Origin of the sequence: Bradyrhizobium sp. Rc3b, assembly GCF_900114915.1 — a bacterium.
Lineage (GTDB): Bacteria > Pseudomonadota > Alphaproteobacteria > Rhizobiales > Xanthobacteraceae > Bradyrhizobium.
Genome location: NZ_FOUS01000019.1, coordinates 42,629 through 55,436 on the forward strand (window position 1 = coordinate 42,629; position 12,808 = coordinate 55,436).

At 62.5% G+C, this 12,808-nt stretch carries 13 protein-coding genes; 6 read left to right on the forward strand and 7 right to left on the reverse strand.

Features of this window, described 5'->3' with window-relative positions; all coding sequences use genetic code 11:
• Positions 1–48 precede the first annotated feature (48 nt).
• Positions 49–1,176 (forward strand): mandelate racemase/muconate lactonizing enzyme family protein, encoded by a 1,128-nt coding sequence (locus BM190_RS33840; RefSeq protein WP_092261899.1) that lies wholly within the window; start codon positions 49–51, stop codon positions 1,174–1,176.
• A gap of 28 nt (positions 1,177–1,204) precedes the next feature.
• Here the strand turns inward: BM190_RS33840 and BM190_RS33845 are convergent, their stop codons facing one another.
• From BM190_RS33845 to BM190_RS33865, 5 genes are all read right to left on the reverse strand, one after another.
• On the reverse strand, positions 1,205–2,077 hold the full coding sequence (locus tag BM190_RS33845) for an ABC transporter ATP-binding protein (RefSeq protein ID WP_177237457.1): 873 nt from the start codon (positions 2,075–2,077) through the stop codon (positions 1,205–1,207).
• On the reverse strand, positions 2,074–2,970 hold the full coding sequence (locus BM190_RS33850; RefSeq protein WP_092261901.1) for an ABC transporter permease: 897 nt from the start codon (positions 2,968–2,970) through the stop codon (positions 2,074–2,076). The genes BM190_RS33845 and BM190_RS33850 overlap by 4 nt, the downstream gene beginning before the upstream one ends.
• Positions 2,967–4,388, reverse strand: coding sequence for an ABC transporter substrate-binding protein (locus tag BM190_RS33855; RefSeq protein WP_177237458.1), 1,422 nt, complete (start codon positions 4,386–4,388; stop codon positions 2,967–2,969). The genes BM190_RS33850 and BM190_RS33855 overlap by 4 nt, the downstream gene beginning before the upstream one ends.
• Positions 4,389–4,569: 181 nt before the next feature.
• A complete protein-coding gene (locus BM190_RS33860) occupies positions 4,570–5,346 on the reverse strand; it encodes a Crp/Fnr family transcriptional regulator (protein WP_092261903.1) in 777 nt (258 codons plus the stop codon).
• 120 nt (positions 5,347–5,466) lie between these two features.
• Entirely contained in the window at positions 5,467–5,775 is a 309-nt protein-coding gene (locus tag BM190_RS33865; protein WP_092261953.1) for a gamma-butyrobetaine hydroxylase-like domain-containing protein, read from the reverse strand.
• A 188-nt stretch (positions 5,776–5,963) separates the two neighbouring features.
• Here BM190_RS33865 and BM190_RS33870 point away from each other — a divergent pair, with 188 nt between their 5' ends.
• The 4 genes from BM190_RS33870 (at position 5,964) to BM190_RS33885 (ending at position 9,832) form a co-directional block, all read left to right on the forward strand.
• A complete protein-coding gene (locus BM190_RS33870) occupies positions 5,964–6,737 on the forward strand; it encodes a ferredoxin--NADP reductase (protein WP_092261904.1) in 774 nt (257 codons plus the stop codon).
• A gap of 104 nt (positions 6,738–6,841) precedes the next feature.
• Positions 6,842–8,584, forward strand: a complete 1,743-nt coding sequence (locus BM190_RS33875; protein ID WP_092261954.1) for a fumarate reductase/succinate dehydrogenase flavoprotein subunit — start codon at positions 6,842–6,844, stop codon at positions 8,582–8,584.
• A 34-nt stretch (positions 8,585–8,618) separates the two neighbouring features.
• On the forward strand, positions 8,619–8,852 hold the full coding sequence (locus BM190_RS33880; RefSeq protein ID WP_007593252.1) for a 4Fe-4S dicluster domain-containing protein: 234 nt from the start codon (positions 8,619–8,621) through the stop codon (positions 8,850–8,852).
• A gap of 2 nt (positions 8,853–8,854) precedes the next feature.
• Entirely contained in the window at positions 8,855–9,832 is a 978-nt protein-coding gene (locus BM190_RS33885) for a HEAT repeat domain-containing protein (RefSeq protein ID WP_092261905.1), read from the forward strand.
• A 216-nt stretch (positions 9,833–10,048) separates the two neighbouring features.
• On the opposite strand, the gene BM190_RS33890 is transcribed toward BM190_RS33885, so the two are convergent.
• Together BM190_RS33890 and BM190_RS33895 are read right to left on the reverse strand one after the other, a co-directional pair.
• Positions 10,049–10,387, reverse strand: coding sequence for an AMP-binding protein (locus BM190_RS33890; RefSeq protein ID WP_092261906.1), 339 nt, complete (start codon positions 10,385–10,387; stop codon positions 10,049–10,051).
• A 119-nt stretch (positions 10,388–10,506) separates the two neighbouring features.
• The gene (locus BM190_RS33895; RefSeq protein WP_092261907.1) at positions 10,507–11,229 is read right to left on the reverse strand and encodes a response regulator transcription factor; all 723 of its coding nucleotides are present in this window, start codon (positions 11,227–11,229) and stop codon (positions 10,507–10,509) included.
• 186 nt (positions 11,230–11,415) lie between these two features.
• Here BM190_RS33895 and BM190_RS33900 point away from each other — a divergent pair, with 186 nt between their 5' ends.
• A complete protein-coding gene (locus BM190_RS33900) occupies positions 11,416–12,561 on the forward strand; it encodes a DUF3313 domain-containing protein (protein WP_244550806.1) in 1,146 nt (381 codons plus the stop codon).
• Positions 12,562–12,808 lie beyond the last annotated feature (247 nt).

Here is a 12,808-nt window from a genome sequence, read left to right on the forward strand (position 1 = left end):
GCTGATGGCCGTTCCGCGTGGTCTGATCCCGATCGCAGGATCTGCAACATGACGTCTGACAGCTTCACAATCCGCTCGATCGAAGCGTTCTGCTATCGCTATCCGTTGGCAACGCCGGTGGTGACGTCGTTCGGCCGCATGCTCAACCGCCCCGCTGTCTTCATTCGTGCTGTCGATGAAGATGGCGTCGAGGGATGGGGCGAAGCCTGGTCGAATTTTCCCGCGCCGGGTGCGGAGCATCGCGCACGGCTCGTGAACGAGGTGCTCGCACCGGGTCTCGTCGGGCGCAAGTTCGACGGTCCGGCTCAAGCCTTCGAGAGCCTGAGTGGGGGCACCGAAGTGCTGGCGCTGCAATGCGGCGAACCCGGTCCGTTTGCGCAGGCGATCGCGGGCATCGATCTCGCGCTATGGGACCTCTCGGCGCGCCGTCGGCGTTTGCCGCTGTGGCGGCTGCTCGGTGGGCACGGCAGCACGATCAAGGTCTATGCCAGCGGCATCAATCCCGGCGGCGCCACGCAGACGGCCGAAACCGCACTCGAGCGAGGTCATCGCGCGTTGAAGCTGAAGGTCGGATTCGGCGCCGACATCGACCTCGCCAATCTCGCAGCCCTGCGCCAGATCGTCGGCGCGGGCATGCTCGCGGCGGACGCCAATCAGGGCTGGTCGGTCGAACAGGCGCTTCAGATGCTGGAGCGGCTCGGCGGGTTCGATCTGCGCTGGCTGGAAGAGCCCATCCGCGCCGATCGGCCACGCGAAGAATGGCAAAGACTGCGGGCAGGCGCGGACATGCCGATTGCGGCCGGCGAGAACATCTCGAGCGTCGAAGGCTTCAGGCAGGTGCTGACCGAGGACGTGCTCGGCGTGGTTCAGCCGGACATCGCGAAATGGGGCGGACTCACGGTCTGTGCCGGGCTGGCGCGTGACATTCTCGACGTGCGCAAGACGTTTTGCCCACACTATCTCGGCGGCGGCATTGGACTGCTTGCCTCGGCTCATCTGCTGGCCGGTATCGGAGGAGATGGCTGGCTGGAGGTCGACGCCAACGATAATCCGCTGCGCGATTTGTTTTGCGGCTCCCTGATCGACGTGCGTGAAGGCATGGTTCAGCTGAGTGACGACCCGGGGCTCGGAATAGTGCCGGATCTCTCAGCTATCGCGCGCTATCGCAGCATCTAGATCAGTGCGGGTTTGGGGTGTTCTTCGCCTAAAGTACCTCGGCCAAAGACTGGCCGTGCAGCTCGATGTTCAATCCCCGCATGCCGAGGTCGTTGATCTCGCCGCCCATCGCCTTCAGGCTCTCCTCGCGGATCAGGGACATCAGCCCGCGGCGCAGCGCCAAAAATTCCGAGGACATCATCATCGATTGCTGCCGCGGCCGTTCCAGCGGAATTGGGATCTCCGCCTTGATCGAGCCGGGGCGCGCGGTCATGCAGTAGACGCGGTCGGACAGGAAGATCGCCTCGTCGATGTCGTGGGTGACGAACAGCACCGAGATCTTCAGCCGCTGCCACATATTGGTGAGGATCTGCTGCATGATGACGCGGGTCTGGGCGTCGAGCGCACCGAAGGGCTCGTCCAGCAGCAGCACTTTCGGCCCCGTCGCGAGCGCGCGGACGATGCCGACGCGCTGCTTCATGCCGCCTGAGAGCTTTTCCGGATAGTGCTTCTCGAAGGCTTCCAGGCCCGCCAGCCCGAGCAGCGTCCGGGCGGCGCGCTCGCGCTGCGAGCGCGGCATGCCGCGCATCTTCAGCCCGAACTCGACGTTCTCCCGCACCGTCTTCCAGGGAAACAGCGAATATTGCTGGAACACCATGCCGCGCTCGGCGCTGGGACCGCTCACACGCTCGCCGTCGACGGTGACGATCCCTGTGGTGGGTTTAAGGAAGCCCGCGACCGCGTTGAGCAGCGTCGACTTTCCGCAGCCGGAGGGCCCCACGATCGAGACGAATTCGCCTGGCTTCACATGGATCTGTGTATCGGTGACGGCCTGGACCGGTCCCTCGATACTGTCATAGCTGAGGGAGAAGCTTCTGACTTCGATATGGCCCTGCGGTGCCTTGGCGGGGATCTCGCTCATTTCGCTCTCCACGGCATCACCAATTGTCCGGCGCCCCGGATCAGCAGGCTCGATCCCAGGCCGAGAACGCCGATTGCGATCATGCCGAGCGCGATGTCGGCGTACTGGACCAGCGAGTAGGCCTCCCAAGTGAAATAGCCGATGCCGTATTGGCCGGAGATCATCTCGGCCGCGATCAGCGATACCCAGGCCACGCCCATGCCGACCGTAAGACCGGTGAAGATGTGCGGCAGCGATGCCGGAAAGTACACCTCGCGGAAGATCGAGCGCTCCCTCGCGCCGAGGCACTGCGCAGCGCGCACTAGCACGGGATCGACCAGCGTCATGCCGTGAAGTGTGTTCACCAGGATCGGGAAGAACGAGCCGAGGAAGGTGATGTAGACGATGCTCTGCTCGTTGGTCGGCCACAGCATGATCGCCATCGGCACCCACGCGATTGCCGGGATCGGTCGCAGCACTTCGGCGACCGGGAAGATGACCTCATGGACGAGCTTGAAGCGACCCATCACCAGACCGAGCGGCACCCCGATGATGGCTGCGAGGGAGAAGCCGACGAGGATGCGCCGGCAGCTCAAGACGATGTGCATCAGGAATTTGGGATCGTGGATCGCCTTGATGAAGCTGGCATAGACCGCGAGCGGCGAGGGCACGTTGGTGAAGCGCACGAAGAACACGACGCGATAGGTCGTGAGCAGGTGCCAGACCAGGAGGAACGCCAGCAGCGAGGTGATGCCGATCGCGATCGCGCGCAGGCCGCTGCGGTTCAGTCGATACCAGCGCAGCGCGAGCGTTCCGAAGGAGGGCGGGGTGGCGACGGGCTCCGGACCCGTCTCCGCAATGGCTGTTGCCGGCATGCTGTCCTCGGGATGTCTGAGGATGGCGGGACTGCTCACGTCTTGCCTCCGCCGACTGCCGCCTTCACCGCGTCGTCGAAGCCCAGCACCCTGCCGCCGAACTTGGCGGCATAGGCTTCTGCGTCCTTCTTCAGCAGGAACGGCGCGACGTCGCCATCGCCGACCGCGAAGAAGGCCTGGTCGGCGAATAGCTTGATGCCGCGCGTGGTGTCGAAGACGTAGGCGACGTTGATCTTCTTGCCCTTGGCCTTGAAGTCGGCATAGGCCCCCAAGGTGCACGCCGCTGACGCAAACGGCATGATGCCGGCATCATCCACCCAGACCTCGCCGGCCTTGCGCGGATCGGTGATCGGCTTCTTGCAGAAGGCGTCCGCGCCAGCGATCTCGTAATTCTTGGTGCTCGCGAGCTGAGCGTCGTAATCGAGCTTCATCTCGGCATAGGCTTTGCGGATATAGCCATCGTCGACCCATTTCTTCGGATCGAATTCCTTCATCCGGCCGAGGTTTTGCAGAACCTTGACGTCGGCGGTGGCGGCGTCGATCAATGCCGGCTTGACCGTGGGATCGGTGGTCATGTTGCCGCTGGGTCCCAGGAAGATGTACACGACTTCCTTGCTGATGCCGGTCCATTCCTGGATTTTTTCCGCGGCGATCTTGGGATCGTCGCGCAGCCACTGATTGGCGGCAATGACCGCCTTCAGATAGGCGGTGACGACCTCCGGATATTTCTCGGCGAAATCGGTGCGGACCACGATGCCGTGGAAGGTCGGGACATTGGTCTCGACGCCGTCAAAGATCTTCCGCGCGAAGCCGCGGAACGGCAGCAACTCGGCGAAGGGAACGAAGTCGGCATGGGCGTCGATCTTCTTTTCCTGGAGATTGGTCGAGCCGACCTCCGGGCTCTGGCTGACGAGCTGGAAGAAGTCGGACGTGTAGCCACGGTCCTGCATCGCCTTCAGCACCATGCCATGGGCGGCGGAGCCGAACGGCACACTGACGAGCTTGCCCTTGAGATCGGCGAGATCATAGTAGGGCGAGTCCTTGTGAACGACGATGCCGTTGCCGGAGCCGGACAGGCTGTAGGCGGCGATACCGATCAGCCGACTCTTGCTTTCCGGGTTACTTTCGAAGGTGAAGCCGTTCACGATCAGCGGATAGTCGCCCATCATGCCGATCTGCAGCTTGTTCGCCATCATCGCGTTGGTGACGGGCGGGCCGGAGGTGAAGTTCTGCCACTCCAGCTCGAACTTGATGTTGCTGTATTTGCCGTCTTTCGGCAGATATTTCTCGAGCAGGTGCAATTGGCGGATGACGACACCGGCGGTCACCGTGTTGGTTGTCGTATCCTGCGTTCCAATGCCGAGCGTGACGGTTTCCGCCGAGGCCGGCTGCGCGACCAGAAGGGCCAGCGACGTCGCCGACGTCGCGATCGAGAGCGTGGGAAGACGGCGGACCATTCTCATCCTCATTCGGTTGGATGTGCTGTGGTTGCCATGATTGGGTGAGGGCCCGGACAGGGCAAATCCGGAATGAGCGCTGCAGTCGATTAGTTGCCGGGAAAAGCTGATTGCATACTCCTTGAGCAGTTCTGCACTATAAAGCCGCTTGCCTGTGCAGGGGCGATGGTCGCAAATTCGGTCAGTCGGATGCGTGGCCGCGCATCTCCTCCAGCACGTCCGTCCGGCAGACCACGATCTGTGACCGCTTGGTCTGTACGATTCCCTTTTCCTGCATCCGCTTCAGGCTGATCGTGACCCATTGCCTGGTGGCCCCGACCATGTGTGCGATGTCGGCATGGGTGAAGGCGGCCGCGATCACCCGGCCATCGGCGTCCTCGACGCCATAGAGCTCGACGAGATGCAGCAGCAAATGCGCAAGGCGCTGCGTGATCGAGCGCGTTCCCAGCATCTGCGCGAGAGCCGAATAGCATTTGCCCTTGAACGTCAGGCCTTCGATCAGGCCGATCGCAAGGTTCGGGATCTCGACGGCAAGGGATCGCAGCTCCTTTCCGGGAAGGTGCACGACGCTGCAATTGCTGGACGCAACACCGGACCATTGATGCACGGTGCCTTCGAACACTTCCGGCCCGCCGACGAAATTGCCGACGTGCCAATAGGCCAGCGTGATCTCGCGCCCGAGTGGGGAGGTGTAGAACACCCGGATACGGCCGCTCTCGATCAGCCAGATGCCGTCATGCTTGCCGCCCTGGCTGAACAGCGTCTGGCCGCGGTTGAGCACTTTTCGGCGGCCCTGCTTCAGCACCTGCTCCCGCTCGCGCGGGGAGAGCTTGTCCATCAGCGGCGGGGGCCCGCCGATCCATTGCTGGTTCTCGGTGAGCAGCAGCGAGGAGCTGCCTGCAGGCCGGACTGCCGGGGGAACAGCCCCGCGAACCGCATTCGCCGCCTGCAACATCATCTGCCTCCGGAACGTTCAAATCGTTCTAAAGAGGAGCAATGTCCGTGCCAGATTGGGGGTGATTAACTTTCTGCGCCACTCAGGGCTCGCCTTTCGGGCGCCCCGGAATGACGACCCCAGTTATGGGTCATCCCCCGCCAAACTCAGCAGATACGGCTTCGGATAAATCCCCCTGTTATGCCCGTCCGAAAACGAGATGTTCAGCCCATAGCCGAGGTCGCCGATCTCGGTGATGGCGATGCCGGTAAAGTGCTCGGGGAAGCGGCCGTCAAAGCGGGCGCGGGTGCAGTGGGCGCATTTGCAGGAGAGGCGAAGTTTTTCGGCAGGGACGCTCAGCGCGTGATCCTGTGTGGTGCGGACGAGTAGCGTCGCCAGATCGGCGCTCGCTTCGTAGTCGGCCACGGTCGGTGCTACCAATGTCGCGGTCATGGCGTATCTCCGACCCCCTTCTACGTCGTCGCGGACGCGCGCGAATAGCAACTAGTTGCCAACGCCGGCTGCTCTCCGATCATCGCCCGCGAAATGTGAAACTAATCGACCGGGAAATTCACTTCCGCGTTGCCGGATTCTCGTCTCTCCGAAACCTTGTGCGCAAACGAGGCATGGAGAGACGGCGGATGAGCGCATTTCAGAAAGAGACGGTTCTGTCGGTCAGGCACTGGACCGAGTCCCTGTTCAGCTTCACCGCGACGCGCGATCCCGGCTTTCGCTTCCAGAACGGCCAGTTTGCCATGATCGGGCTGGAGGTCGAGGGCAAGCCATTGATGCGGGCTTACAGCATGGCGAGTGCCAATCACGAGGAAGCGCTCGAGTTCTTCTCGATCAAGGTGCAGGACGGTCCGCTGACCTCGCGCCTCCAGAAGATCAGCGAAGGCGACATCATTCTGGTCGGCCGCAAGGCGACGGGGACGTTGATCACCGGCAACCTCATTCCGGGAAAGCGCCTCCTGCTGCTTTCGACCGGCACGGGGCTCGCGCCGTTCGCCAGCCTGATCAAGGACCCAGACGTCTACGAGAACTACGAGGCCATCGTGCTCGCCCACGGCTGCCGCCAGGTCTCGGAGCTCGCCTATGGCGAGCACGTGGTCGAAGGCCTTCGCAATCACGAGTTCTTCGGACCGCTGATCCGCGACAAGCTCGTCTACTATCCGACCGTCACCCGAGAGCCGTTCAGGAATCGTGGCCGCATCACCGATCTGATCGCCTCGGGCCAGCTCTTCGACGATATCGGGCAGGGCAGCCTCGATATCGAGACCGACCGCATCATGCTCTGCGGTAGCCCGGCGATGCTGGAGGAGCTCCCCGCGATGTTCTCCGCGCACGGCTTCGTCGAAGGAAACCACAGCCAGCCCGGCCATTTCGTAATCGAGAAAGCCTTCGTCGAGCGCTGAGGCGCAAATCGCGTCCCGGCGACAACTAATTGCTATCGCCGAGACGCCCTCTGAACAAATCTGATGCAAAGGCGCCGGAAATGCCGGCGAACCAGGAGCAAGCGATGGCACTAGATCAGATCGTCGACGGACTTTCGGAGGTTTCCTGCGATGTGCTGGTCATCGGCGGCGGCACGGCCGGCCCGATGGCGGCGCTGAAGGCGAAGCTGAAGAATCCGAAGGCCAACGTCGTCCTGCTCGAAAAGGCCAACGTCAAGCGCTCCGGCGCGATCTCGATGGGCATGGACGGCTTGAACAACGCCGTCATTCCCGGCTATGCGACGCCGGAGCAGTACACCAAGGAAATCACCATCGCCAATGACGGCATCGTCGACCAGAAGGCGGTCTATAAATACGCGCAGAACTGCTACGGAATCATCGAAGAGCTCGACAGTTTCGGCATCCGCTTCCTGAAGAACGAGAACGGCGACTACGCCGTCAAGAAGGTGCATCACATCGGCACCTACGTGCTGCCGATGCCGAACGGCGAGACAGTGAAAAAGGCGCTCTACCGCCAGCTCCGGCGTGCCCGCATCCTGATCTCAAACCGATACATGGCGACGCGTCTGCTCAAGTCGGCAGATGGGCGCATCGCTGGCGCGATCAGCGTCAATACGCGTACCGCAGAGATGCTGGTGATCAAGGCCAAGGCCGTGATCCTGTGCATGGGCGCGGCCGGCCGCCTGGGTCTGCCGACCTCCGGCTACATGTTCGGAACCTACGAGAATGCTGCCAATTCCGGCGATGGCTATTCGATGGCCTATCACGCCGGCGCCGCGCTTGCGAACCTCGAATGCTACCAGATCAATCCGCTGATCAAGGATTACAACGGTCCCGCCTGCGCCTATGTCGCCGGTCCCTTCGGCGCCTTTACCGCCAACAACGAGGGATCGCGCTTTATCGAATGTGACTACTGGTCCGGACAGATGATGCTCGAATTCTACAACGAGCTGCTGTCGGGTAAGGGCCCGGTGTTCCTCCAGCTCAAGCATCTCCACCCGGATACGATCTCGGAAATCGAATCAACGCTGCACAAGGTGGAGCGGCCGACGCGTGGCCTGTTCCAGCAGGGACGCGGGGTCGATTACCGCAACGATTCGATCGAGATGCACATCTCCGAGATAGGCTTCTGCTCCGGCCATAGCGCCTCCGGCGTGTTCGTCGACGACAATGCGCGCACCACCGTGCCCGGCCTCTACGCCGCCGGCGACATGGCGAGCGTGCCGCACAATTACATGCTCGGCGCCTTCACCAACGGCGCGGTGGCCGGCATCGACGCGATGGAGTTCGCCGACAGCCACGACTTCGCGGATTTCGATGCCGCCGACGTGGCCAGGGAGCGCGACCGCGTGATGGCGCCGACCAGGCGCGAGGACGGCATTCCGCCGAACCAGGTCGAGTACAAGACCCGCCGTCTCGTCAACGACTATCTCCAGCCGCCGAAGGTCACGCGCAAATACGAGCTCGGCATGCGCCGCCTCGCCGAGGCGCGGCAAGACATGCAGGAACACATGATTGCGCGTAACGCACACGAGCTGCTCCGCGCGCTTGAAGTGCAGTCGATCATGGACTGCGCCGACATGGCGGTACATGCCTCGCTCTACCGCGAGGAGAGCCGCTGGGGTCTCTATCACTGGCGCACGGACTTCCCGGAGAAGGACAACGAGAAATGGTTCTGCCACACCCTGCTGAGCAAACAGAACGGAAGGATGACCAGCGAGAAGCGCGCGGTCGAACCCTATGTCGTCCCGATCGCGGACGACGAGAAGGATCTCTACGACAAGCAGCGCATCCGCGCGACCGCCTGATCCACCGCCAACGACAAGCAACAGGAGATCAACGATGCCTCTCGCGTCCTATCAGACATCGGTCCCGGTGGTCGTCGACGACGCCAAGTGCATCGCCGACAAGGGCTGCACCGTCTGCGTCGACGTCTGCCCGCTCGACGTGCTTCGCATCAGCGACATGACCAACAAGGCCTATATGGCCTATGACGAGTGCTGGTACTGCATGCCCTGCGAGGCTGATTGCCCGACCGGCGCCGTCACCGTGAACATTCCCTATCTCTTGAGGTAGTCATGTCGAGCCCGTTCGAATCCTATGACGATCTCGAAGACGCCGACGAGCGGTTGCAAGCCGCAGATCCAGCCGAGCGGCGCGTCGCCATCATTGCGCTCGGCCATTCCGGCGATCCGGTTGCGGTTACGCATCTCGCCAACATGGTGTCAGATCCCGACGCGGGCGTGCGCCAGCAGGTCGCGATGGCGCTTGGCGAGTTCGACGGGCGGGAAGCGGCGAGTGCACTCGTCAAGCTGCTCGTCGACCCTGAGAGAATCGTGGCGTCGGCCGCAGCCGACAGTGTGGCCGAATTCAAGGACCCCGCCTGCGCCGAAATCATCCTGCCGCTGGTCAAGCATGCCCACGCTTTCGTCCGCATGGGCGCGCTGCGCGCGCTCAAGGAGTTGCGCCGCAAGGACACGCTGAAGCCCGCGCTGGAAGCGCTCCAGGATGGTGACGCGGCCGTCCGCGTGCAGGCGATCGGCGTCATCGGTTTCCTGAAGCTCGAAGAATCGATCCCGGCGCTCACCGCGCTGATCCATGATCCCGACGCCCATGTACGCCGCGCCGCCGTGAGCGCGCTCGCCTTCTCGCAGATGAAGCCGGCGGCCGAGACGATCACCCGCGCACTCAGGGATGCGGACTGGATGGTCCGGGAGATGGCAGCCGAGACCCTCGGGCTCAACGTCAATGGTTCGCTCGCCGCCGATCAGCTTATCGTCTCACTTGCCGACGAGTTTTGGCAGGTGCGGCTCAAGGCGATCCGCAGCCTCGGCAAGATGAAGGTCGAGCGCGCCCTGCGTCCGATCGGTAACTGCATCAACCATGAGCAGGCGAATTTGCGGAAGGAGGCGGCTGCCGCGCTCGGCGAGATCGCCGCCCCCGAGGGCGAGGCATACCTCGTGGTGATCGCCAACGATCCTGATCCCGACGTGCGCAAGAACGCGCGCTGGGCGCTTCAGCAGATCGCTGCGCGCAAGGGGAAGGCGGGGTCGTAGGGTGGAAAGGGCCAGTACAACTTTATTGCACCATTGTGCCAGGCCGCGACACGTGCCAGGTCAATTCGATCACCTGCCGCCTGTCGAATAGCTTGCACGACGTGCGCACCTGGATCAAGGAAAGTCTTCCGACAGTAACGTCAGCAGGCGTCTCAAGATTTGCAGGCCCCTGACAATCGGGGCGGTTTCATGTCTTGCTCTCGCGCAACTCAGCTTTCAGAACCTTGCCGTTTGCATTGCGCGGCAGCGGTGTCGTGCGCAGCATGATCGCCGCTGCCAATATCCGGGGACAACCATCGGTCCGGCGATCCACAGCTCGCCCGGCGTGCCCCTGGAAACTTCGATACCGGTGTCATCGACGAGCTTGATCCGGCCGCAAGGTACGCTCATTCCGACGCTGTCGATATGTCCGCGCCACTGCGTTCGCGGCATGATGGTCGCGGGCGAGGTTGTCTCGGTTGCCCCATAGGCGCTGAGCAGCTGCAGATGCGGCAGTCTCGCCGCCAGCATCTCGATGGTGGCAACCGGCGTCGGCGCGCCGCCGTCGCTGATCATCTTCGATGAACCGACCAGAGGCGTGGATGTCGGCGCGATCCCGCAGCTTCATGCCTCGGTCGCACCAAGCAGGAATTCAAACCCAGCATCACTGGTCGGAGGACTGCGGGGCAGCAGCCTTAAGAGTGCTCGTCCAGATACGTGACTTTGGCGGCGAGCTGATAGCCACCATTGCGCACCGTCTTGAAAATGTGGTTCGCGCCATTCTCTGAAAGTTTGCGCCGCAGTCGACTGATCAGCACATCGATGGATCTGTCGAGGACGTCTCCGTCGCGCCCGCGTGTCAGCTCGAGCAGTTGATCTCGGGACAGCACGCGACCGGGACGATCGAGAAAGGTCAACAGGAGATCAAACTCGGCGCCGGTCAAGTCGATCGAACCACCTTGCGGACTGATCACCGACCGGGCGGACGGGTCGGCAGCGAATCCCTCGAAGAGATAGCGCCCCTTTCCGCCCGGAGAGGAGCGATCATTCTCGCCCCGCCGGAGGACGGCCCGGATGCGGGCGATCAGTTCGCGCGGGTTGAACGGCTTGCCAAGATAGTCGTCGGCGCCGATCTCCAGGCCGATGATCCGATCCACGTCTTCCTTCAGAGCGGTGAGTAGAATGACGGGGACTCGGGATCGTCTGGACCGGAGATCGCGACAAAGATCGAGGCCGGATCCGTCGGGAAGCATCACGTCAAGCACGATCAGATCGATCTGGCTCGTGGCGATCCGCTCGTGCACCTCGGCGCACCTCGACGCGAGCTGCACCCGAAAGCCTTGCTCCTTGATGTAGCGAGCAAGGAGCTTTCGGATCTCTAAATCATCATCGACGACAAGGATTTGTGGAACGTGCATAGGGCCGGTTTAGTCCGGTTCGAGCAACTGGAAGAGTATTATTTGTAACGAAGGCTGTCCCCCAATTCGCGTGGACATCTTTCGACACAAATGGCGGTCGAGTAGCAACATTAGGTCATCCGCGGCCAGATTCCGAGCCATGTAGCCCGTCTATCAAAAGCGCAGGGTCACAATATGGGGGTCTGAATGCGCTCCGCCGCCGGTTTTAACCAGTCTCGGTCACATAAGTCGTTTCCGTACCAGCGCCGGGGGCCTCTTGGATTTGGCGTATCGCGGCTGCTCGGCATGTCGTGCTCGCTCCTTCGGGTTGTGGCGATCCCGGTGACGCACGCTTTCGGCGAGAACGTTCCAAGTGCGTTCTTCCTGATCGTCCGCGCTCTCCGGCCTCTGAGACTGCTATTGTGCCGGCAGGCGCGCGCGAAGATCCCATACGACCCGCGTAACCGGCTCTGCGCCGAGATCGCTGCGAGCCGGAAGCAAACGGTGGGTGCCCGAAACAAGGCGATGTGGTTGGCGGCCGTGCCGATCCTTGCCGTGCTACCTGGCTGCGCGACTCCCGCACTGGTGCAGGGCAACGGCCTCTCCTCATACGATGGGTTGAAGCAGTCCGACGGAAAGATCACCAAGTCCCGCCTTCAGGTGAAGAAGGAGCAGGTAGCGGCAGCAAAAACCATCAACGTCGCACCGACAGCATTCCCAGCGCATGTTGCGCCCGACCTGACGCACGAACAGCGCGTCCTTGTTGCCAATACGGTTAGTCGCGCCCTGTGCATCAACTTGAGCGATCGATTCAGACTGGTGCCGCCCGATCAGCGGGCAGATTTGACGGTGCGTGCGGCCATTACGCGCGCTACGCCGACTGATGAAGTCGCCGCTGGCGTCTCGGCTGCTGCGAGTCTCGGATCGAGCTTCGTCGATGCGAGCGTGCCGATTCCGGTGCCGCGCATTCCCGTAGGCTTGGGGGATATGTCCATCGAAGCTGAGGCCGTCGACGCCGCGGGGCGGCAGCAGGCCGCCATGGTCTGGGGAAGAGGAGCGACCGCCTTTTTCAGTACACCGAGGGCATCGAAAGCGAGTGACGCCTACGACCTCGCCCGGGACTTCGGCGACGACTTTGCGAAGATGCTCAGTAAGGGCGAAAGCCCCTTCGAGGGCTTCAGCATCGACATACCCTCTTTGGAGAAAGTCGGTTCGAACATCGGTCTCGCCCCCAAATACGTGGCCTGCGAAGTGTATGGCCGAGCGCCTGGCATCGCTGGCCTGGTCGGCGGCAAGCTCGGACTTCCTCCTGAATGGACCGACGACGGTCCGGCGGCGACGCGAAAGCGGTGACGCGGCTATGGACGACCGGAACGACGGACGCTGCCTGCACGGATCAACCGCGAAGGTCGCCATGATGACGGTCATCCTCGCCGTCGTGTACGGGGCTGTAGCTTATGTTGGTTTTTCGCTGTTCAGGACGGGATGGCCCGGATGACCATCCCAATCATTCCTCAGCCTTCTCGCGAGTCGGATTAGGCTTGCTGATCGTGACGACTGTGTGCCTGTCCAGATTGGTCATGCGCTTGTTCGCGCTCCT

Bases quoted from the DNA above. Each gene is read 5' to 3' on its own strand.
- BM190_RS33840 (WP_092261899.1), top strand. From the start codon at position 49: ATGACGTCTGACAGCTTCACAATCCGCTCGATCGAAGCGTTCTGCTAT.
- BM190_RS33845 (WP_177237457.1), bottom strand. From the start codon at position 2,077: ATGAGCGAGATCCCCGCCAAGGCACCGCAGGGCCATATCGAAGTCAGA.
- BM190_RS33855 (WP_177237458.1), bottom strand. From the start codon at position 4,388: ATGGTCCGCCGTCTTCCCACGCTCTCGATCGCGACGTCGGCGACGTCG.
- BM190_RS33860 (WP_092261903.1), bottom strand. From the start codon at position 5,346: ATGATGTTGCAGGCGGCGAATGCGGTTCGCGGGGCTGTTCCCCCGGCA.
- BM190_RS33865 (WP_092261953.1), bottom strand. From the start codon at position 5,775: ATGACCGCGACATTGGTAGCACCGACCGTGGCCGACTACGAAGCGAGC.
- BM190_RS33870 (WP_092261904.1), top strand. From the start codon at position 5,964: ATGAGCGCATTTCAGAAAGAGACGGTTCTGTCGGTCAGGCACTGGACC.
- BM190_RS33875 (WP_092261954.1), top strand. From the start codon at position 6,842: ATGGCACTAGATCAGATCGTCGACGGACTTTCGGAGGTTTCCTGCGAT.
- BM190_RS33880 (WP_007593252.1), top strand. From the start codon at position 8,619: ATGCCTCTCGCGTCCTATCAGACATCGGTCCCGGTGGTCGTCGACGAC.
- BM190_RS33885 (WP_092261905.1), top strand. From the start codon at position 8,855: ATGTCGAGCCCGTTCGAATCCTATGACGATCTCGAAGACGCCGACGAG.
- BM190_RS33890 (WP_092261906.1), bottom strand. From the start codon at position 10,387: ATGATCAGCGACGGCGGCGCGCCGACGCCGGTTGCCACCATCGAGATG.
- BM190_RS33895 (WP_092261907.1), bottom strand. From the start codon at position 11,229: ATGCACGTTCCACAAATCCTTGTCGTCGATGATGATTTAGAGATCCGA.
- BM190_RS33900 (WP_244550806.1), top strand. From the start codon at position 11,416: ATGCGCTCCGCCGCCGGTTTTAACCAGTCTCGGTCACATAAGTCGTTT.